This is a genomic window from Micromonospora sp. NPDC000207 (assembly GCF_040300925.1).
In the GTDB taxonomy this organism is placed as follows: Bacteria; Actinomycetota; Actinomycetes; order Mycobacteriales; family Micromonosporaceae; genus Micromonospora.
The window spans coordinates 16304-36448 of record NZ_JBEPEQ010000057.1 but is presented as its reverse complement, the minus strand read 5'-3'; the positions used below and the strand labels follow the sequence as shown (position 1 = coordinate 36448).

At 70.0% G+C, this 20145-nt stretch carries 18 protein-coding genes and 1 pseudogene; 5 read left to right on the top strand and 14 right to left on the bottom strand.

Annotation, left to right across the window (positions count from 1 at the left end; translation table 11 throughout):
- From ABT336_RS15930 to ABT336_RS15905, 6 genes and pseudogenes are all read right to left on the bottom strand, one after another.
- A pseudogene (locus ABT336_RS15930) lies at positions 1–263 on the bottom strand (hypothetical protein); the annotation flags it as partial.
- A gap of 345 nt (positions 264–608) precedes the next feature.
- A complete protein-coding gene (locus ABT336_RS15925) occupies positions 609–1745 on the bottom strand; it encodes an acyl-CoA dehydrogenase family protein (protein ID WP_434744074.1) in 1137 nt (378 codons plus the stop codon).
- 38 nt (positions 1746–1783) lie between these two features.
- Complete coding sequence (locus ABT336_RS15920; protein WP_350897348.1) at positions 1784–2749, bottom strand: hydroxyacid dehydrogenase; 966 nt, start codon at positions 2747–2749, stop codon at positions 1784–1786.
- Positions 2746–4182 (bottom strand): aldehyde dehydrogenase family protein, encoded by a 1437-nt coding sequence (locus ABT336_RS15915; protein ID WP_350897351.1) that lies wholly within the window; start codon positions 4180–4182, stop codon positions 2746–2748. Before ABT336_RS15915 ends, ABT336_RS15920 begins: the two co-directional genes overlap by 4 nt.
- Before the next feature lie 2 nt (positions 4183–4184).
- Positions 4185–5252 (bottom strand): ABC transporter ATP-binding protein, encoded by a 1068-nt coding sequence (locus tag ABT336_RS15910; RefSeq protein ID WP_350897347.1) that lies wholly within the window; start codon positions 5250–5252, stop codon positions 4185–4187.
- Positions 5252–6325, bottom strand: a complete 1074-nt coding sequence (locus ABT336_RS15905) for an ABC transporter ATP-binding protein (protein WP_350897346.1) — start codon at positions 6323–6325, stop codon at positions 5252–5254. Before ABT336_RS15905 ends, ABT336_RS15910 begins: the two co-directional genes overlap by 1 nt.
- 124 nt (positions 6326–6449) lie before the next feature.
- Between ABT336_RS15905 and ABT336_RS15900 the strand changes: the two genes are divergently transcribed.
- The 4 genes from ABT336_RS15900 to ABT336_RS15885 all read left to right on the top strand — a co-directional run bounded on the left by ABT336_RS15900 (position 6450) and on the right by ABT336_RS15885 (position 11177).
- A complete protein-coding gene (locus ABT336_RS15900; protein ID WP_350897345.1) occupies positions 6450–6977 on the top strand; it encodes an Lrp/AsnC family transcriptional regulator in 528 nt (175 codons plus the stop codon).
- A gap of 30 nt (positions 6978–7007) precedes the next feature.
- Positions 7008–7946, top strand: coding sequence for a nickel ABC transporter permease (nikB, locus tag ABT336_RS15895; protein ID WP_350897344.1), 939 nt, complete (start codon positions 7008–7010; stop codon positions 7944–7946).
- Positions 7936–8850: an ABC transporter permease gene (locus ABT336_RS15890; RefSeq protein ID WP_350897343.1), complete on the top strand. Its 915-nt coding sequence runs from the start codon at positions 7936–7938 to the stop codon at positions 8848–8850. Before nikB ends, ABT336_RS15890 begins: the two co-directional genes overlap by 11 nt.
- A 131-nt stretch (positions 8851–8981) precedes the next feature.
- Entirely contained in the window at positions 8982–11177 is a 2196-nt protein-coding gene (locus tag ABT336_RS15885; protein WP_502891187.1) for a thiamine pyrophosphate-dependent enzyme, read from the top strand.
- A gap of 162 nt (positions 11178–11339) precedes the next feature.
- Here the strand turns inward: ABT336_RS15885 and ABT336_RS15880 are convergent, their stop codons facing one another.
- The 5 genes from ABT336_RS15880 to ABT336_RS15860 form a co-directional block, all read right to left on the bottom strand.
- Positions 11340–12311, bottom strand: a complete 972-nt coding sequence (locus tag ABT336_RS15880; protein WP_350897342.1) for a D-2-hydroxyacid dehydrogenase — start codon at positions 12309–12311, stop codon at positions 11340–11342.
- The gene (locus ABT336_RS15875; RefSeq protein WP_350897341.1) at positions 12308–12511 is read right to left on the bottom strand and encodes a tautomerase family protein; all 204 of its coding nucleotides are present in this window, start codon (positions 12509–12511) and stop codon (positions 12308–12310) included. The genes ABT336_RS15880 and ABT336_RS15875 overlap by 4 nt, the downstream gene beginning before the upstream one ends.
- 5 nt (positions 12512–12516) lie before the next feature.
- Positions 12517–13389, bottom strand: a complete 873-nt coding sequence (locus ABT336_RS15870) for a tetratricopeptide repeat protein (protein ID WP_350897340.1) — start codon at positions 13387–13389, stop codon at positions 12517–12519.
- A 78-nt stretch (positions 13390–13467) separates the two neighbouring features.
- Positions 13468–15081, bottom strand: a complete 1614-nt coding sequence (locus ABT336_RS15865; protein WP_350897339.1) for an ABC transporter substrate-binding protein — start codon at positions 15079–15081, stop codon at positions 13468–13470.
- A 38-nt stretch (positions 15082–15119) separates the two neighbouring features.
- Entirely contained in the window at positions 15120–16169 is a 1050-nt protein-coding gene (locus tag ABT336_RS15860; protein ID WP_350897338.1) for a dipeptidase, read from the bottom strand.
- A 348-nt stretch (positions 16170–16517) separates the two neighbouring features.
- Here ABT336_RS15860 and ABT336_RS15855 point away from each other — a divergent pair, with 348 nt between their 5' ends.
- Positions 16518–17045 (top strand): hypothetical protein, encoded by a 528-nt coding sequence (locus ABT336_RS15855; protein ID WP_350897337.1) that lies wholly within the window; start codon positions 16518–16520, stop codon positions 17043–17045.
- 68 nt (positions 17046–17113) lie between these two features.
- Here the strand turns inward: ABT336_RS15855 and ABT336_RS15850 are convergent, their stop codons facing one another.
- The 3 genes from ABT336_RS15850 to ABT336_RS15840 all read right to left on the bottom strand — a co-directional run.
- The gene (locus ABT336_RS15850) at positions 17114–18187 is read right to left on the bottom strand and encodes a Gfo/Idh/MocA family protein (protein WP_350897336.1); all 1074 of its coding nucleotides are present in this window, start codon (positions 18185–18187) and stop codon (positions 17114–17116) included.
- Between the two features lies 1 nt (position 18188).
- Positions 18189–19250, bottom strand: a complete 1062-nt coding sequence (locus ABT336_RS15845; protein WP_350897335.1) for a Gfo/Idh/MocA family protein — start codon at positions 19248–19250, stop codon at positions 18189–18191.
- On the bottom strand, positions 19247–20145 hold an 899-nt coding region (locus tag ABT336_RS15840), incomplete at its 5' end, for a sugar phosphate isomerase/epimerase family protein (protein WP_350897334.1). The genes ABT336_RS15840 and ABT336_RS15845, both read right to left, overlap by 4 nt.

Here is a 20145-nt window from a genome sequence, read left to right as displayed (position 1 = left end):
GAGCGCACCGAGAACCACCCCACGTCCAACGCCGACGCGTCCAGGGTCAGCCCGTTACGATCCCGCGGCGACTCCACCACCGAGTAGTCGTTGGTCACCACCCGATCCGCACCACAGTGATAACCACCCCGATGCGACGCGTCCCCCACGATCCCGACCTCCGCCGGCTCCAGATCGTCGTCCCGCACCACATTCGGATCCGTGTTCAGATACCGCAACAGCAGGCTACGCACAGCCAACAACTGCGCCGGTGCCCGAGTCATCCCACACCCCCTCTGGCGACACCGCCGGCCGGACGGCGACCCTTGCGAACGCCGGACACCCCCACGACGAACACCCGACCGAACCAGGGACATCGACGCCGGCGATACCCCGAAACTACTCATGGTCACCGCCAAGCGACGAAGCGATATGTCCGAATTCGTGATGGAGGCATGCCACGAGCCACCCTCACGTACGCCACCAGCGACCATTCTGAACAGGGGAAATAGGTCGGCAAAAATCCCCATTCACGCCTCGGTCCACCACCGGTCACAACCCGCCCGCCAGACCACAGCAGACACCCCCTGGCACTCTGCGTAACCAGGGGGTGTGGTGCCGGGCGAAAGTCAGCGGAAGGCGGCGTGCCCGGTCAGGGTCTGACCGATGATGAGCTGGTGCACCTCGGAGGTGCCCTCGTAGGTGAGCACGGACTCCAGGTTCGCCGCGTGCCGGATGATCGGGTAGTCGAGGGTGATCCCGGCCGCGCCGAGAATCGTCCGGCACTCGCGGGCGATCGCGATGGCCTCCCGGACGCTGTTGAGTTTGCCGAGGCTGATCTGCCGGTGGTCGAGGGTGCCGGCGTCCTTGGCCGCGCCCAGGTGCAACGCGAGCAGCATCCCCTTGCCCAGTTCCAGACCCATGTCGGCAAGCTTGAGCTGGGTCGCCTGGTACGCGGCCAGCGGCCGGTCGAAGATCTGCCGGGTGCGGGCGTATCCGATGGTGGTCTGCAGGCAGTCGTCGGCCGCGCCGAGGGCACCGAAGACGATGCCGAACCGGGCCTCGTTGAGGCAGGAGAGCGGACCGGAGAGCCCGGCCGCCTCGGGCAGCAGCGCGTCGGCGGGCAGCCGGACGTCGTCGAGGACCAGCTCGGAGGTGACCGAGGCGCGCAGCGACTGCTTGCGGGTGATCTCCGGTGCGGTGAAGCCCGGGGTGCCGGCGGGGACCAGGAACCCCCGGACCCCCTCGTCGGTGTGGGCCCACACCACTGCGACGTCAGCGATCGACCCGTTGGTGATCCACATCTTGGTGCCGTTGAGGACCCAGTCCCCGCCGTCACGGCGGGCCCGGGTCCGCATTCCGCCCGGGTCCGAGCCGAAGTCCGGCTCGGTCAGTCCGAAGCAGCCGATCGCCTCACCGGATGCCATCCGGGGCAGCCACTGCTGCTTCTGCTCCTCGGATCCGAACCGCCAGATGGCGTACATGGCCAGGGAGCCCTGCACCGAGACCAGTGACCGCAGCCCCGAGTCGCCCGCCTCCAGCTCGAAGCAGGCCAGGCCGTACGCGGTGGCGGAGGTGCCGGCGCAGCCGTACCCCTCCAGGTGCATGCCGAGTACGCCGAGTTCACCCAGTTCCCGGGCGAGTTCCCGGGCGGGCAGCTTCCCCTCCTCGTACCAGGTGGCGATGTTCGGGCGGATCCGCCGGTCCACGAAACCCCGGACGGCGGCCTGGAGTTCCCGGGTGTCGTCGTCGACGAGCCCGCCGATCCCGAAGTAGTCGAGGGTGGAGGCGGGTACGGACAGGGTCACGGTCGGGTTCCTTCCGGTGCGGTCAGGTGCGCGAGCACGCCACGTGCCACGGCAGTGGCCATGGCGTCGAGCGCGTCGTGGGTCATCGCCGCCATGTGCGGGGTGGCGAAGACCCTCGGGTGGTGCAGGAGCGGATGGGTGGGGTCGGGCGGTTCGGGGTGGAACACGTCGACGGCGTACCCGCGCAGCCTGCCGGCGTCGAGGGCGTCGAGGACCGCTCCAGTGTCCACCACACCGGCCCGGGCGGTGTTGACCAACAGGGCGTGCGGGCGCATCCGGGTCAGGGCGGCGGGTCCGATCAGTCCGGTGGTCGCCGGGGTCTGCGGTACGTGCAGGCTCACCACGTCGGCGTTGTCGAGCAGGGTGTCCAGGTCGACCAGGCGGACCCCCTCGGGCGGGGTGGGCGCGGCGACGTCGTACGCGACGACCGTCATGCCGAGGGCTCGTGCCCGGGCCGCCACCCCCCGGCCGATCGCGCCGAACCCGACCAGCCCGAGGGTACGGCCGGTGAGCATCGTCCCGGTCAGGCCGGCGGCGACCACCGACGAGGGCAGCGACCGGCCTGGCGGGAAGTCCCCCCGGGCGAGCGACGCGACGGCCGGTGGGGCCTGCCGGGCCAGGGTCAGGGCGGCGAGGATGACGAACTCGGCGACGGACTCGGCGTTGGCACCGGGGGTGCCGACCACCGGGATGCCGAGCCGGTCGGCGGCGGCCAGGTCGATGCCGTCGAGTCCGGCGCCGTGCCGACCGACCACCTTGAGCCGGGGTGCGGCCTCCAGCATCGCGGCGGTGACCGGGGAGGAGCGCACCACGAGGGCGTCGGCGGTGGCCAGCGGCTCGGCAAGGGTCGCCGGGTCGGTGGCGTGGGCGACGTGGACGTCACCGGCCGCCCGCAGCAGGTCCATCCCGGCGGCGGCGATGGGTTCGGTGAGCAGGATCTTCGGGGTCGACACGGCGCTCACCAGCCGGTGTAGCAGGTGACCGGCACCGTGTAGAAGTCCCGGGCGTATCCGCCCTGCTCCCGGGGGCCGTGGTTGGACGCGCCGGTCCCGCCGAACGGCAGGTGCAGTTCGGTGCCGGCGGTGGGCAGGTTGACCGAGACGATGCCGGCGCGGGCGTCGCGTTTGAACAGTTCCGCCGCCCGCAGGGAGGTGGTGACGATCCCGGCGGAGAGCCCGTACGGGGTGTCGTTGGCGACGTCGACCGCCTCGTCCAGGTCGTCGACCCGGACAACGCAGCTGACCGGTCCGAAGATCTCCTCCCGGGCCACCCGCATGTCGCTGCGAGCGCCGGTGAGCAGGGTGGGGCGCATGAACTGTCCGTCCTCGGGTCGGTGGGTTCCGCCGGCCACGACGGTGGCCCCCTCGTCGACGCCGACCCGGACGTAGTCGAGGTTCTGCCGCAGCTGGCCGGAGCTGGCGACCGGGCCGAGTTGGCTGTCCGGGTCGAGCGGGTCGCCGACCCGCAGCGCGTCGGTGGCCGCCGCGAGGGCCGCCACGAACCGGTCGTGGATCCCGGCCTGCACGATCAGCCGACTGGAGGCGGTGCAGCGCTGGCCGGTGCTGAAGAAGCTGCCGTCGAGGGCGCAGCCGACCGCCACGTCCAGGTCGGCGTCGTCCAGGACGACGAGGGGGTTCTTGCCGCCCATCTCCAGTTGGAACCGCTTGTTGCCGTGCTCGATGCACTCTCTGGCGACGTGGGCGCCGGTGGTGGTGCCGCCGGTGAACGAGATCCCGTCGATAGCCGTCGAGGTGAGCAGTTCCTCCCCCACGACCCGTCCCTCGCCGAGGACCATGTTGAACACCCCGGGCGGGGCGCCGGCGTCGACGACGATCCGGGCCAGTTCCCCGGCCGAGGCGGGGACCAGGTCGGCGGGCTTGAGGACCACGGTGTTGCCGTACGCCAGGGCGGGTGCGACCTTCCACGCCGGGATGGCCAGCGGGTAGTTCCAGGGGGTGATGATCCCGACCACGCCCAGCGGGCGGCGGCGTACCTCGGCGTGGACGTCGGGGCGGGTGGAGGCGTACACCTCACCTGTGGGTTGCAGGAGCTGGTGGGCGTAGTACCGGAAGGTCTGCCCGGCGCGGGTGACCTCCCCCCGCGCCTCGGCGAGGAGTTTTCCCTCCTCCCGGGCGAGCAGGACGGCGAGTTCCTCGACCCGGGCCAGGATGGCGGTGCCGATCCGGTCGAGCAGCCCCATCCGCTCCGCGACGGGCTGCCGGGCCCACCCGGGCTGGGCCCGCCGGGCGGCCTCGATCGCGGCCCGGACGGTGCCCGGGTCGGCCTGGGCGTACTCGCTGACCATCTCGTCGGGGCGGGCCGGGTTGGTGTTGGGTCGGCGTTCGCCGTCGACCCACTCACCGTCGACAAGGTTCAGATGCTGCGGTACGGACATGGTCACCGCTCACCGGCGGTGGCGGGAACGGGCTGGTCCTGCCCGTCGGTGTTCTCCGGGAAGTGGCAGGCCACCTGGTTACCGTCGGCGGCGGTGGTGAGCTGCGGCTCCTGCGTGGCGCAGACGTCCTGGGCCTTCCAGCAGCGGGTCCGGAACCGGCACCCCGACGGCGGGTTGAGCGGGCTCGGTACGTCCCCGGTGAGGATCCGGCGGTTGCGCTCCACCTCGACCAGGGGGTCGGGGATCGGCACCGCCGAGAGCAGGGCCTGGGTGTACGGGTGCCGGGGCCGGGTGTACATGCTCTCGCACTCGCCGACCTCGACCACTGTGCCGAGGTACATCACAGCGATCCGGTCGCAGAGGTGGCGGACCACCGCCAGGTCGTGCGCGATGAACATCATGGTCAGCCCGAGGTCGTCCTGGAGCTCTTCGAGCAGGTTGACGATCTGGGCCTGGACGGAGACGTCGAGGGCGGAGACCGGCTCGTCGGCGACCACGAACTCCGGGCTGCTGACCAGGGCACGGGCGATGCCGACCCGTTGGCGCTGGCCGCCGGAGAACTCGTGCGGGTAGCGGTCGTGCCACTGCGGGCTGAGCCCGACCAGTTGCATGGTGTCCAACGCCTTGGCCCGCCGACCGGCACCGGAGAGGTCGGTGTGGACCAGCAGGGGTTCCTCGATCAGCTCGCCGATGCTCATCCGGGGGTTCAGCGAGGCGTACGGATCCTGGAAGATCATCTGCATCCGGCGACGCATCCCGCGCATCCGGGAGCGGCTCAGGGTGGTCAGTTCGGTGCCGTCGAAGGACACCGACCCGACGCTGGGCTTGAGCAGTTGGAGGATGGCCCGGCCGGTGGTGGACTTGCCGCAGCCGGACTCCCCCACCACGCCGAGGATCTCGCCGCGTCGGATGTCCAGGTTGACCCCGGAGACCGCGCGCAGGCGGCCGGCGCGCAGCGAGCCGCGTACCGGGACCTTGAAGTCGACCGCCAGGTCGCGGACCCGCAGCAGGCTCTCCGTGGGCGCGGCGGTCTCCGGGAGTACGGCGGCGGGGGCGGGGGTGTCGGGCATCAGCTTCCCTCCGTCGTGGCGTCGACGTGCCGGTCCTGGGCGGTCGTGGGATCGACGTGCCGGTCCTGGGTGGAGAGCCAGCCACCCAGCTCGGTGGGGCCGGTGCCCCAGCAGCGGGTCAGCTGCCCCCGGTCGGGGGTCTCGCGAACCGTGGTGAGCTCGGGTGGGGTCTCGCGGCACAGGTCGCGGGCGTGTACGCAGCGCGGCCCGAACCGGCAGCCGACGGGGATCTCGGTCAGCTCCGGCGGGCGGCCGGCGATCGGTCGCAGCTTCCCGCCCCGGGCCAGGTCCAGTCGGGGCACCGAGCCCAGCAGCCCCCAGGTGTAGGGCATCTGGGGGCGGTGGAACAGGTCCACCGTCTCGGCCCGTTCGACGATCTGGCCGGCGTACATGACGTTGACCCGTTCGGCCATCCCGGCCACCACCCCGAGGTCGTGGGTGATGAACAGCAGCGCCGTCTGGGTCTGTTTGGCCAGGTCGCGCAGGAGTTCCAGGATCTGCGCCTGGATGGTGACGTCGAGGGCGGTGGTGATCTCGTCGGCGAGGATCAGCTGCGGGTCGCAGGAGAGCGCCATCGCGATCATCACGCGTTGCCGCATCCCGCCGGAGAGTTGGTGGGGGTACGCCCCGAGCCGGGTCTCGGCCGCCGGGATGCGGACCATGTCCAGCAGCTCCACGGCGCGGGTCCGGGCGGCCCGGCGGCTCAGTCCGAGGTGCAGTTCCAGGGCCTCGGTGAGCTGTCTGCCGATGGTCAGCACCGGGTTCAGCGAGGTCATCGGGTCCTGGAAGATCATCGCCATCCGCTTGCCCCGGACGGCCCGCAGCTCACGGGGGCGCAGCCGCAGCAGGTCCCGTCCCTCGAACAGCACCTGCCCACCGGTGACCTGACCCGCGGGCGGCACGATCAGGCCCATGATGGACTGCGCGGTCGCGGACTTGCCGCAGCCGGACTCCCCCACCAATGCCACCATCTCGCCCGCGTCGACGGTGAACGAGACACCGTCCACAGCGGTCACCGAACCTCGGGCAGCGCGGAACTCCGTCCGTAGGTCCCGTACCTCCAACAAGGCCATCGAGCCCCCCAGTGTTAGTTCACCTGAACGCCGCCATTCGTCAACCAGGAGTGTTGCACAGACGATGTTCGTCGTCTAGGCTCCCGGCAGCGACGAATTACGTCACCCAGTCAGTTGGAGTGAGATGGCATCCAAGAGCTCGATCGAAAAAGATCGCAGCATCATCCGGGAGCTGGTCCAGGACCCCCGACAGACAAATGTCGCACTCGCGGCGAAGGTCGGTCTTTCCGAGGGATCCGTCCGGCGGCGACTCGAACGACTGATCACAGACGGTCAGGTGCACTACGCGGTGATCCCCAGCGCAGGCTTCATGGGGCGCCCCGTGCACACCCTGTTCGAGATCCAGAGCGCCCCCGGCGCCACCGAACAGCTGATCGAGAAGCTGGCCGGCATGCCGGAGATCTCGTACGTCTACCACGTGACCGGACAGTTCGACATCATCGCCGTCGGCTACTTCGCCTCCAGCAACGCCATGCGGACGTTCTGGACGGAGCGGCTCGGCCACCTCGACGGGGTGATGGAGAGCCGGTCGGTGATGGTGCTGCGGGTGGCGAAGCGAGCCCACGAATGGGCCCGCGACATCGCCACCAGTGATGAGGAGTCCACAGTAGAGACAGGACCGGCGTCCGGCGTGCCCGGATCCGGGGCCTGACCTGAACAGGGAGCCGAGCCCGTGCTACGCATGACGCTGATCCGCCTGTTGTCGGTGGTACCGGTCCTGTTCGGGATCTCCGTGATCTCGTTCCTCGTCATCCGCATGATCCCCGGTGACGTGATCAGTTCGATCATGGGCCAGGATTTCGGGGACCCGGCTGTCGAGGCCGAGTTACGCCGCTACTTCGGGCTGGACATGCCCGTGCACGAGCAGTTCCTGCGCTGGCTCGGCGCCCTTCTCCAGGGAGACCTGGGCACCTCCATGCGGACCGGTCAGCCGGTCCTCGAAGAGATCATGCAGCGCTTCCCGTCGACACTGCTCCTGGCGGTCTCGGCGCTGGTGGTCTCGATCCTCATCTCGATCCCGCTCGGCGTCATCAGCGCCACCAAGCGCAACGGGCTGCTCGACGCCGGCACCCGGATCGGCTCCCTGATCGGGCTCTCCCTGCCGAACTTCTGGCTCGGCATCCTGCTGGTCTACGTCTTCTCGGTCTCGCTGGGCTGGCTGCCCTCGCAGGGCGCGGGTGAGGGAGAGGGCTTCTGGGGCAGCCTGAAGTACCTGCTCCTGCCCGCCATCACCCTCGGCGCCAGCCTCGCCGCCATCAGCATGCGGATGACCCGCTCCAGCATGCTGGAGGTCCTCAACCAGGACTACGTGCGGACCGCACGGGCCAAGGGGCTCGCCGAACGGGTGGTGGTCGCCCGGCACGCGCTGCGCAACTCGCTGATTCCGGTGGTCACCGTCATCGGCATCCAGGCCGGCGCCCTGCTCGGTGGCACCGTCATCGTCGAGCAGGTCTTCGCCTGGCCGGGGCTGGGCACGATGGTCATCCGAGGGATCAGCCAACGCGACTACCCGGTGGTCCAGGGCACCCTGCTCTTCCTGGCCTTCTTCTACGTGGTGGTCAACCTCGTCGTCGATCTCCTGTACACCTACCTGGATCCGAGGTTGCGCAGTGGTCACTGAAGTCGCCCCCGACCGCCCCACCCGGCGTCGGGCACAGGAACCCCTGGCCCGGGCCGGTCGCCGTACCGCCCAGGTGCTCCGGCAGATCATGCGGGACCGGGTCGGTGCGATCGGCCTGGTCATCGTGGTCCTGATGACCGGGGCGGCGGTCCTCGCCCCGCTCATCGCGCCGTACGACCCGACAGCGATGTCCAACCAGCGCCTCGCCTCGCCCAGCGGAACGTTCCTGCTCGGAGCCGACGAGGCCGGGCGGGACCTGCTCAGCCGGGCACTGTACGGCGCCCGCACCTCGTTGACGGTCAGTCTGATCGTGGTGACCTGCGCCGGGGCGATCGGCGTCCTGCTCGGGCTCCTCGCCGGTTTCTACCGGGGCTTCCTCGACGCGATCATCACCCCGGCCACCGACATCATGTTCTCGTTCCCCACCCTGCTGCTCGCCCTCGCCGTGGTGGCCGCCCGGGGTCCGGGCACCGAGAACCTCATCCTCGCCCTGGTCATCGTCTTCATCCCCAGCTTCGCCCGGATCGTGCGGGGCACCGCGATGAGCATCCGGCGCGAGCCATACGTCGAGTCGGGGCAGGCCGTCGGACTGAGCAACACCCGACTCATCCTCAAGTACATCCTGCCCAACTCCATCGCCCCGATCGCGGTGCAGTTCACCACCAGCCTGGCGTACGCGATCCTGATCGAGGCGTCCCTGGGCTACCTCGGGCTCGGCGTCCAGCCCCCGCAGCCGTCCTGGGGTTCGATGCTGTCGAACGGGAAGTCCTTCATGGAGATCTCGGTCTGGCCCTCGGTCGTACCCGGCATCTGCATCATGATCACCGTTCTCGGCTTCAACCTGCTGGGCGACACCCTGCGTGACGCCCTGGACCCCCGCCTGCGCGGCCGGTCCAGCCGCTGACCGACACCACGACCAGCCCGACCCCCCGTACGGCCGGCAACCGCACCGGCCACGAACCGGGCCACCACCCGCGACCGGACCGGCGTCGAACCACGCGCCGGTCCGGTCGACTACCGGCAAGGAGCACCACCGTGGAAACCGTCGACGAGCACCTGGTCCGCCGGCTCACCGAATGGTCCACGGGCCGTCAGGTGCCGGCCGAGCCCAGCCCGGAGGTCGACGTCGACCCCGGGCTGCTCCTGGCCTACCTCGACGCCCAGTTGCAGAGCCGACACCTGGACCTGGCACTGCGCTGGTTGCAGTCGCACCGGGAGGGGTTCTACACCATCGGGTCCAGCGGTCACGAGAGCAACGCCGCGGTCGCCCTGGCCCTGCGCCCCACCGACCCCGCCCTGCTGCACTACCGCTCCGGTGGCTTCTACGCCGCCCGCGCCGGACAGGTCCCCGGCACCACCCCGGTCGCCGACGTGCTGCACTCGGCCGCCGCGTCCCGGTACGACCCGATCTCCGGCGGCCGACACAAGGTCTTCGGCCACCGGGAACTCAACATCGTCCCGCAGACCTCCACCATCGCCTCCCACCTGCCCCGCGCCCTGGGCATGGCCTTCGCCCTCGGCCGGGGCGTACCGGGTGGGAACACCGGGTACCCGGCCGACGCCCTTGTCGTATCCAGCTTCGGTGACGCCTCGGCCAACCACTCCACCGCCGCCGGGGCGTTGAACGCCGCCGGTTGGTGCGCCCACCAGGGACTCCCCCTGCCGCTGCTGCTGGTCTGCGAGGACAACGGCATCGGCATCAGCACCCGCTCACCCCGGGGGTGGATCGCGCGTACCCTCTCGGCCCTGCCCGGCGTGGAGTACGTCGCCGCCGACGGCACCGACCCGGCCCGGCTGCTGGCCACCGCCGTCGAGACCGCCCGGATGGTCCGCACCCGACGGCGTCCGGCCGTCCTGCACCTGGGCACCGTACGGTTCATGGGGCACGCCGGGTCCGACGCGGAACTTGCCTACCGGACGCAGGCGGAGATCCTCACCGAGTACGCCCGGGACCCGATCCTGGCCACCGCCGTCCTCCTCGCCCAGCGCGGGATCCTCGGCCCCGCCGACGTCCTCGCCCGGTACGAGGAGACCCGCGAGCAGGTGATGGAACAGGCCCGGGCACTCCCGGGGCGGGTCCAGCGGCTGGACAGCCCGGCGGCGGTCACCGCACCGTTGACCACCCGACGGGTGGCCCAGGTGGCCACCGCGGCCCGGCGTCCCGGCACCGACCGGGAACGACTCTTCGGCGGTCGGCTCCCCGAGGACCGGGGCCCGCTCACCCTGGCCCAGTCGATCAACGCGGCGCTGCACGACGCGCTGCTGACCTGGCCGCAGGCCCAGGTGTTCGGCGAGGACGTGGCACGCAAGGGCGGCGTGTACGGCGCCACCCGGGGGCTGCGGCGCGCCTTCGGCGCCGACCGGGTCTTCGACACCCTCCTCGACGAGCAGACCATCCTCGGGGTGGCGCTCGGTGGGGCGCTGGCCGGTGCCCTGCCGATCCCGGAGATCCAGTACCTGGCGTACCTGCACAACGCCGAGGACCAACTCCGGGGCGAGGCCGCCTCGCTGCGGTTCTTCTCCGCCGGCCGCTACCAGAACGGCATGGTGGTACGGATCGCCGGACTGGCGTACCAGAAGGGGTTCGGGGGGCACTTCCACAACGACAACTCGGTGGCGGTGCTGCGGGACATCCCCGGACTGGCCTTCGCCGTGGCGTCCCACCCGGCCACCGCCCCCGCCCTGCTGCGCCAGTGCCTGGCCCTGGCCGAACAGGAGGGGCGGGTCTGTGTCTTCCTGGAACCGATCGCCCTCTACCACCAGCGGGACCTGCACACCGACGGCGACGGCGGCTGGCTCGCCCCCTATCCCCCACCGGCGGACTGGGCGTCGACCCCGCTGGGCGAGGTACGGACCGTCCGCGACGACGGCACCGACCTGGCCCTGGTCTCCTTCGGCAACGGCGTACCGATGAGTCTCCAGGTCGCCGACACCCTGGCCGCCGAGGGCGTGCGTACCCGGGTCGTCGACCTCCAGTGGTTGGCCCCGCTCCCGGCGGCGAGCCTGGTCGCCGCCCTCGACGGTGCGTCGCGGGTCCTGGTGGTGGACGAGACCCGGCACAGCGGTGGGGTCGCCGAGGCGGTGGTGGCCGCCCTCGTCGACGCCGGACGCACCGGGCCGATCGCCCGGGTCAACAGCGTCGACAGCTACGTCCCGCTCGGCCCCGCCGCCGACCAGGTCCTGCTGGGCACCGCCGACATCCTCACCGCCGCCCGCACCCTCCTGCGCTAGCTCCCCCCGCACGAAAGGAAGGGTCCCTTCTGGAGAAGGGACCCTTCCTTTTCGTCCCGTCCGTCCTGCGGCGCGACGACACACGCGGGCGGACGGTGGCAGACGGCGGCGGCCCGCGCGTCGGGAGGACACGCGGACCGCCGTCGGGGTGGTGGTGCCGGGTCAGTAGCCCAGGTCGGGCTGCCGCTTCAGGCCCAGCAACTGCTCACCGGCGCGATAGCGGTCGAAGTTGGCACAGAAGTCGGCGTAGAGCCGCTGCACGTTGCCCGACCCCCGGAACGAGGTGTGCGGGGTGATCGTGGTGCGCGGCAGATCCCACAGCCGGTTCTCCGCCGGCAGCGGTTCCTCCTCGAACACGTCGAGCACGGCGGCGCCGATCCGTCCGGCCTGCATCGCCTCGACCAGGGCGTCCTCGGCGATCAGCGCACCCCGTCCGACGTTGACCAGGACCGCTGTCTCCTTCATCGCGGCGAACCGCTCGGCGTCGAAGAAGTACCGGTTCTCGCTGGTCAGCGGCATGGCGAGGACCACCGAGTCGGCCTGCGGCAGCAGGGCGAGGTGGTCGGCGTACGCTTCCACCCGCTCGAACCCCTCGGCCGGGGTGCCGGCCCGGTTGACGCCGATGACCTCGACGCCCAACGCGCGGGCCCGCCAGGCCACCTCCCGCCCGATCGCCCCGGTGCCGAACACCACCATCGTGCTGCCGATGACGTCCTGGGCCACCACCCGGACCCACTCGTGGCGTTCCTGCGCCGCGCGGTACTCCGGGAAGGCCCGCGCGTGCAGCAGCACCGCCCCGATCACGTACTCGGCGATCGGCACGTTGTACGAGTTGGGAGACCGGGTGTAGATCAGTCCCTCGTCGAGCCGGCGATGCCAGGCGTCCCCGCCGACCCAGTCGAAACCGGCGGCGGTGATCTGCACCCACCGCAGCTTCTGACACCTGTCGAGCAGCACGTCGAAGAGGTCCTCGTTCATCGCGCTGCGCAGGATCACCTCGGCGTCGAAGTACTCCTCGCGGGCCGGTTCGTCGTCGGCCACCGCCGTGAACCGGCAGTCCGGGTACCGCTCGTGCAGCTGCGGCAGCAGCTCGGCGAGGTTCGGGGTGATCAGGACGTGTGGACCGTCGGTCACGAGGACCCCTTCGCCTGCTCCGCCCGCTTGGTGTAGCTCAAGCCGCCCTTGGCCCAGTTGTCGTGCGAGACCTCGTAGAGCAGGACGTGGGTGTTCTCCCGGGGGGAGCCGTACTTGACCAGGACGTCGGTCAGTTCCGCGATGATCGCGTCCTTGGTCTCCTGGTCACGGGGGCTGATCTCGGCGCGGATGATTGCCATGGGTGTCAGTTCTCCTTGGTCGTCGCGGTGCCGGCGAAGTCCGGGTTGCGGTCGTACTCGGCCTTCACGGCCAGGTAGGCGAAGGCGTGCTTGACGTTGGTGGCCAGCACCCCGTCGAAGACCTCACGGGCCTTGTCGATCTCGCCGTTGTAGTAGTGCCAGTTACCCAGCCCGTAGCCCTGGGTGACGGTACGCAGCCCGTCGCCCTCGCACATCGCCCACAGCTGGTCCGAGCTGATCTGACCGGTGTAGAGCTGCATCCGGCCCTCGTACCCGACGAGGTGGTCCTCCTCGACCAGCTCGATCGTGCGGAACCGGTCGAGCACCTCGTCGGCCTCGGCCGGTCGGCCCAGCCGGCGCAGCGCCATGTACTGCCAGTCCTGCGAGGCGACGGTGCCCTCCTGGTGCCGGGAGGCGCGCTCGGCCTCCCGGAAACTGGGCAGGCAGCCCTCGAAGTCACCGAGCAGGTACTGGGCGACGCCGAGGTGGTACCAGACCGAGGTGTGCAGGGTGGTCAGGTACCTGTCGAGGGCGGCCGGGTCCTGCGCGGCCATCGCCTCGCTGAGGTGCTGCGGCCGTACCTGCTCGGGCCGACCGAGGATCAGGCTGACGACGTCCTTCTCCACCTCGACCTGGTACATCTCGTACTCGTCCTCGACCTTGTCGAGCTGGTCGGCGGCGGCACGCAGGTCCTCGACGGCACCGGTGTAGTCACCGATCGAGATGCGCCGGTGGCCCCGGAAGCGCAGCAGCCGGGCGCTGCCCGGGTCCTGCTCCAGCGCCTCGGTGAGCAGCGCCACCGACTCGGCGTGCTTGTTGAGGTAGCCCTTGAGCCGAGCGGCGATGATGTAGCGCTCGGTCAGCGATACGGACGTCATGGGCCTGCCTTTCGTCACAGGTGGTGGCCGGAAGAGCCGGCGGGGGCGCCGGTGGGCGGCGCCCCCGCCACCGCAGGGTCAGCGGTCGAGCCAGATGTTCTTGTAGAACCGGTACGTCGGGGTGGCGTCGCCCCGGTAGCCCATGACGTCCTTCTGCACCACGTCGTAGTCGGCGTTGAGGAAGGTCATGGCCACCGGTCCCCGCTCGGCGAGGATCTTCTCGGCCTGCTGGTAGAGGGCGGCGCGCTTGTCGGAGTCCATCTCGGAGCGGGCCTGCACGATCAGGTTCTCGTACTCCTGGTCGCTCCAGTTGCCGTAGTTCAGGCCGCCACCGGAGAGGAAGCTGGCGGTGAACCGCTCGTCCGGGTCGTAGGTCAGACCGAACCCGGACTGGTACATGTCGAAGTCCCCGGACTTGGTCCGGCTGTCGGCGATGGTGGCCTCGACCGACTCGATGGTCACCTTGATGCCGATCTTGGCGAGCTGCTGCTGCTCGACCTCGGCCGACCGGACCTGGAACGCGGAGGTGGCGATCACCATCAGCTTCGCCTCGAAGCCGTCGGGGTAGCCCGCCTCGGCCAGCAGCGACTTGGCCTTCTCGATGTCCGGCTCGCCGTACACCGGCTCGGTCAGCGCGCCGAACCGGTCCGGGGGCAGGTAGCCGGAGTTGAGCGGGGTGCCGAAGCCGGAGTTGGCGACGTTGAGGATCTCCTGCCGGTCCAGTGCCAGGAAGACGGCCTGCCGGACCTTGACGTCGTCGTACGGCGCCTTGGAGGTGTTGAGGCGCAGGTGCAGCGAGAGCGAGCCGGAGCCGCCGTACCACTTCAGGCCCTCGTCACGCTTGAGGGCGTCGATGAACTCGGGCGCGGGCCGCCAGAGGAAGTCGACGGTGCCGCTGCGGACGGCGGCCGCCCGGGCGTTGTCGTCGGGGTTGAAGGTGAAGTCCAGCCCGTCCAGGTACGGCACGCCGGGCTCCCAGTACCGGTCGTGCTTGTCCAGCTTGATGGCCTGGCCGGTGACCCGGGAGGTGAGCTTGAACGGACCGCTGCCACCGTCGACGCTGCCGTTGAGACCACCCTCGGCCTCGACCACGGTCCGGTCCACGATCGAGGACGCGGCGGTGGAGAGCAGGGTCAGGATGGCGGCGTTCGGCGTGGCGAGGGTCATCTCGACGGTACGCTCGTCGACCGCGTCGACAGCGGTGATCCCCTCGTAGCTGCGCGCCCGGGGGGCCCGCGTCTCCGGGTTCTGGATCCGCTCGATCGAGTACTTGACGTCCGCCGCGTTGACCTGCCGGCCGCTGTGGAAGTACGCGTTGTCGCGCAGCTTGAACGTGACCTTCTGGCCGTCCTCGCTCTGCTCCCAGGACTCGGCGATCCCCGGCTTGATCTCGCCCCGGTAGGACTGGACCAGCGACTCGTAGATCTGCTCGTTGATGACGAAGGCCGAGGTCTCCGACATCTTGTGCGGGTCCAGTTCCTGGGCGTCCAGGCGGATCATGATGCTGAGCCGTCCGCCGGACTTCGGGTCGCCGTCCGGTTGGGCGTCGTCCTCCAGCCGCACGTTGCCCATCAGGCCGTCGTTGCCGCTGTCCCCGTTATTTGTCGACGGCGGTTCGCCGCCGGAGCAGCCGGCCGCGAGCGCCGCGACGACGCCCACCGCCAGCACCCTGGTAAGAATTCGAGATCGCATGGGTCTCCTTGGCTGGTGTCACTGTCAGCACTTACAGGTCACGCCGGCTTCCACGTCTCCCCGTAGACCCGAAGCCAGTTGGCACCGAGGATCTTGGTCACGTCCTCAGGCGAGAAGCCGCCGGCGAGGAACGCCTCGGTGAAATTGGGGAAGTCCGAGGCGTCGTCCATACCGATCGCCCGACGCTCGTTCCAACCGAAGTCGCCGAGGAGGTTCTGGTGCTCCTTGGACTTCGACTGCGCGATGGACTTCAGCTGGGCGATCCGCATCGGCTCGGTCCACGTCTCGTCGTAGTCGGTGGCGATGGCGACGTGGTCGATGCCCGCCACCTCCACCACGCGGCTGACGTGCTCGACGAAACGGGTGAGGTCGGGACGCCGGGACGGGGCGTCCGGGTAGTAGAGGAACCCTGACAGGGTGGTGATACCCATGACGCCGCCCTGCTCCCCGAGGGTGCGCAGGTATCCGTCCGACTTGGCCCGGATGTGCGGCGACATCGCGTCGCAGAAGGAGTGCGTGACGACGACCGGCTTCGCGGAGGCCTCCATGGCGTCCAGTCCGGTGCGTTCGCCGCAGTGTGAGACGTCGACCAGGATGCCCAGCTCGTCCATCGCCTGGACGAACGACCGGCCCCGGTGGGTGAGTCCGGGGTCGACCTCCTCGCCGCAGCCGGCACCGAGCAGGTTCTGCCGCTGGTAGGTCAGTTGCAGGATGCGGACACCCAGGTCGTAGAAGGTGCCGAGCAGGTCCAGGTCGACACCGATCATCTCGGTGTCCTGCGGACCGAAGATGACGGCTTCCTTGCCCTCGGCCTTGGCCCGCTCGATGTCGGCCACGGTGAGCGCGAGCAGCACGTCGTCGGGGTGCTCGTCGATCCACCGCCGGCACCGGTTCACCTGACGAAGGGCGGTGACGGTGTCCGCGTACGGCGTGGTGACGGTGTGGTTCACCGCTGTCACCCCGCCCCGGCGGATCCGGTCGAGGTGGGCGTCGCTGAGTTCGATGACCGTACTTCCGTCCACGACAGTGGCGGAGGTGTGCAGTTCGGCAGCCGACATGGTGGTGGCTTCCGGGGCGGCAGTGTTCACGTGGTGTTCTCCAGCATCCCGAGATCGGAAGATGCACGGACTGTACGAGGAACGCCAGTTCATGTCCATAGAGTTGACGAAATCGTCGCCTAACTCTTTGAGAATGACGAAATTCGTCGTAATCCGGGATCGACGGAGATGACCGTGCGGGGTTCTCGTCCCCCCGACCACCAGACTGGGGTTTTTGCCGGGAAACCGGGCTGACCAGGGCGGACGTCCGCCACGACGGTGTCGCCGGGCCCGGGGCCGCGACAGGCCCCACGGACCCCCCTCACCGCCGGGGCGTAGCATGTCCCGACGCGCGCCGGACACCACGTCACACCTGCGGGCCGGAGGACACGAGCGGGCATGACGAACCACGACGACGACGCCGTTCTGGTCGCGTCCCTGTCCGACCGGCTCACCGGGCTGACCTTCACCGACAGCACCACCGAGCAGGTCACCGCGTTGCTCGTCGACACGATCGTCGAGTGGGGCCGCGAACGCCGGTGGCGGGTCTACCGACGCGCCGCGAGCGTCGTACCCCTGCCACCGCCGATGTCCGGGCAGCACTCCGTCGTCGACGTCGCCTGCGCCCGGCCCGACGCGCCGCCCATGGTCTTCGAGGTCGACCACACCGACCGTCGCCGTACCGTCGACAAGCTCCTCGCCGAGGCCGCTGCGGGGCGGATACCGATCTGGGTGCGGTGGGGCAGCCGGGGCTTCGCCACCCCACCGGAGCCGATCCGGATGGTCACCGTCGCGGTCACCGCCCGGACCGACGACCAGGGGGTACGCCGGTACTCCCGGCGGCTCGTCCGGGACCTTCCCCCACCCCGGCACCAGGCCGAGGCGATCACCCCCGCCACCCCGGACTCCCTCTTCGAACCGGGGTGACGATCCGGGTGGTCACCGGCGAACCGGTCGGCCGTTGCGGATGAGCCCCGGCGGCTCGGCGACGGGCGTCAGGGGCTCTCCCACCTCGACTCGATCGTGGTGAAGCCGCCACCCGCCCGAGCGGCCGAGGCGATGGCGGTCAGCACTTCGAGCACGTGCAGACCGCGTGCCCCCGTCGCCTGCGGGCGACGGCCCGTCAGGATCGCCTCGGCCATGTCGACGAGGCCCATCCCCATGAACCCGTCCGACTCGTGGGGGCCCGGGAGCACCTCGGCGAAGTCGCTACCGGCGTTCTTGAGCAGCACCGGGCCGCCCCAGGAGTTGGCCTGGGCGGCGACGACGGTGCCCTCGGTGCCGTGGATCTCCAGGTGCGGCGTCCGCGTCGCCGCGACGTCGAAACTGGTCACCAGCATGCCCACGGCCCCGCTCGCGAACTCCAGGACGCTGTTGACGTGGGTGAGGGTCTCCACGGTGAAGGTCGACCCAGCGCGAGGCCCGGTCAACACCACGCGCTCGGCGCGCGCCGACGCGCCCAGGGCCCCGACCCGGACGACGGAACCCATCAGGGCGGTCAGGACCGAGAGGTAGTACGGACCGATGTCGAACAGCGGCCCGGCCCCCTCCTGGTAGAGGAACTCCGGCTCCGGGTGGAACCGCTCCGGACCCGGGTTCATCATGGCGGCGTTCACCGAGGTCGGGGTCCCGATCGCCCCCTGGGCGAGGAGGGCCGCACAGGTCCGCGCCCCGGCACCCAGGAAGGTGTCCGGGGCGGTGCCGACCCACAACGACCGGGCCCGGGCGGCGTCCAGGATGCGGTGGCCGTCGGCCATCGTGGTGGCCAGGGGCTTCTCCGTGTAGACGTGCTTGCCCTGCGCCAGGGCGCGCAGGGTCACCTCGGCGTGCACCCTCGGCGGGGTCAGGTTGAGCACCAGGTCGACGTCCGCAGCGGCCAGCAGCGCGTCGACCGAGTGCACCTCCGGCACCCCGTGGGCCTGCCCGAGCGCCCGCGCCCGCGCCGGATCGGCGTCGGCGCAGGCGACAACGGTGACCGCCGACCGGCCCGCGAGGTTGGCGAGATACCGGGAACTGACGTTGCCGCATCCCACCACCCCCACCCGGACCGTACGCGCAGCGGCGGCCATGTCAGGAGAGCCGGACTTCTCGACCGGTCCGCGCCGACTCGTAGATCCCGTCGAGCATCCGCATGACCTCGACACCGTGCGAGACCGGTGCCACCTTCTCCGCCTCTCCGAGACACAGCGAGACGAAGTGCGTGATCTCGTTGCGGAAACCCTCGGCGAAGTCGAACGAGAGGTGGTCGATCTGGGGTCCCACGTTCAGGACGGTGTCGTGCATCTCGGTGGCGATACGCAACTGCGGTTCGAGTTCCGCGCCACCCCGCTCACCGAAGACCGCCACTTCGAGGCGGTCTTCGAGGGCGTGCAGTGAGTAGCTCGTCTCAAGGGTCAGGGACGAGCCGTCGTCGAAACGGATGAGGGCTGCGGCGAAGTCCTCGACGTCGCTCTGCGTGGGGTCGTAGTCAGCGACCTTGTACCGCGACAGGGACGTCACGTTGGCCCGGTTCCCCAACGGCGAGTGGGTGACGGCGCTGACCGTCACCGCCTTCGGGGTGCCCATGAAGTACCAGCAGAGGTCCAGCGCGTGCACCCCGATGTCGATGAGCGGCCCACCCCCGGACCTGGCCTGGTCGGCGAACCACCCACCCGGGTTCCCGATCCGTCGGATGTTCGTCGCGCGGGCGTGGTAGATGTCGCCGAGCAGCCCGTTGTCCACGAACGACTTGAGGACCCGGGCGTTCGAGCCGAACCGCCTGACGAAGCCGACCTCCAGGTGCCGTCGGTTCCGCTCGACGGCCTCGACGAGCGCCTGGGTCTCACCCGCCGTACGGCTCAACGGCTTCTCCACCAGGACGTGCTTGCCGGCGTCAAGGGCCGCCGTGGCGATCTGGGCGTGGGTGTCGTTCCACGTGCAGATGCTCACCGCGTCGATCTCCGGGTCGGCAAGCAGGCTGTCGAGCGTGGGGTGCACGCGGGCCACGTCGAACGTCTTCGCCTTCTGCGCACTCCGTTCGGGATTGAGGTCGTACACCCCGGCGAGGTGGACGTCCGGGTTGGCGGCGTACGCGGCGAGGTGCATCTCCGCGATGCTTCCCACGCCGATGACGCCCACACCGAGCCTGCTCACCTGGCCGCCCCCACCTCGGCGAAGAGCCGCTTGGTGTTCGCCAGACCGACGGTGTTGGCCATCAGGCACTCCTCGATGCCCTCGAACTCGATGGAGACGAAACCGTCGTAACCGGCGGCGAGGACGCCCTGCACGATCCGGCGCATGTCCAGGTCGCCGTAGCCGACGATCGAGCCGAGCAGGTAGGTCCCACCGAAGGTGTGGTGCCAACCGTCGCCCGGGAACTGCGAACGGACGTAGAAGTCCTTCAGGTGGACGATGCTGGCGTACGGGGCGTTCTCGGCGACCGCCACCACCGGGTTCTCGTCCACCGACATGAAGTTGCCGACGTCGAGGGTGGTCTTGAAGTTCGGCTCGTCGACCAGGTGGATCAGGCGGCGGACCCGCTCACCACCGTTCATCAGCAGCCCGTGGTTCTCCACACTGGTGGTGATGCCGTACTGGGCGGCGTACTGGGCGATCTCCTTGCACACCGCCACCATCCGGGGCATCAGCGCCTCGAAGTCGGCGACGTCCTTCGCCCGGTGGGCCCACTTCGCGACGTCGTGCCGGAAGAGGGTGATGTCCAGTGCGGCGGCCACGTCGATGTGCCGCTTGACCCGCTCCATGTGCTTCTGGGCGTCCGGGCCGAGCAGGTCGGCCGGGACGACGAGGTTCGACAGGGTCACACCCTGGTCGGCCGCCCGGGTCTTGATCTCCTTCACGAAACCGGGGTCCTGGTCGAGGGTGGAGGTGTCGTTGGAGATCTCGGGCGAGAGCGACACCGTCGCGATCTCCATGTGGGTGGCGTCGCTGGCGCCGATCCAGTCGATGACGTCCAGAAGGCTCATCTTGCCGGTACGCAGGTGCTGGTAGAAGGAGTACGAACTGAAACCGAACTGCACGGGGTGTCCTT

Excerpts from the sequence above, each read along its gene's own strand:
- ABT336_RS15915 (WP_350897351.1), bottom strand. The coding sequence starts at position 4,182 with ATGTCCGTACCGCAGCATCTGAACCTTGTCGACGGTGAGTGGGTCGAC.
- ABT336_RS15910 (WP_350897347.1), bottom strand. The coding sequence starts at position 5,252 with ATGCCCGACACCCCCGCCCCCGCCGCCGTACTCCCGGAGACCGCCGCG.
- ABT336_RS15905 (WP_350897346.1), bottom strand. The coding sequence starts at position 6,325 with ATGGCCTTGTTGGAGGTACGGGACCTACGGACGGAGTTCCGCGCTGCC.
- ABT336_RS15900 (WP_350897345.1), top strand. The coding sequence starts at position 6,450 with ATGGCATCCAAGAGCTCGATCGAAAAAGATCGCAGCATCATCCGGGAG.
- nikB (WP_350897344.1), top strand. The coding sequence starts at position 7,008 with ATGACGCTGATCCGCCTGTTGTCGGTGGTACCGGTCCTGTTCGGGATC.
- ABT336_RS15875 (WP_350897341.1), bottom strand. The coding sequence starts at position 12,511 with ATGGCAATCATCCGCGCCGAGATCAGCCCCCGTGACCAGGAGACCAAG.
- ABT336_RS15870 (WP_350897340.1), bottom strand. The coding sequence starts at position 13,389 with ATGACGTCCGTATCGCTGACCGAGCGCTACATCATCGCCGCTCGGCTC.
- ABT336_RS15865 (WP_350897339.1), bottom strand. The coding sequence starts at position 15,081 with ATGCGATCTCGAATTCTTACCAGGGTGCTGGCGGTGGGCGTCGTCGCG.
- ABT336_RS15855 (WP_350897337.1), top strand. The coding sequence starts at position 16,518 with ATGACGAACCACGACGACGACGCCGTTCTGGTCGCGTCCCTGTCCGAC.
- ABT336_RS15850 (WP_350897336.1), bottom strand. The coding sequence starts at position 18,187 with ATGGCCGCCGCTGCGCGTACGGTCCGGGTGGGGGTGGTGGGATGCGGC.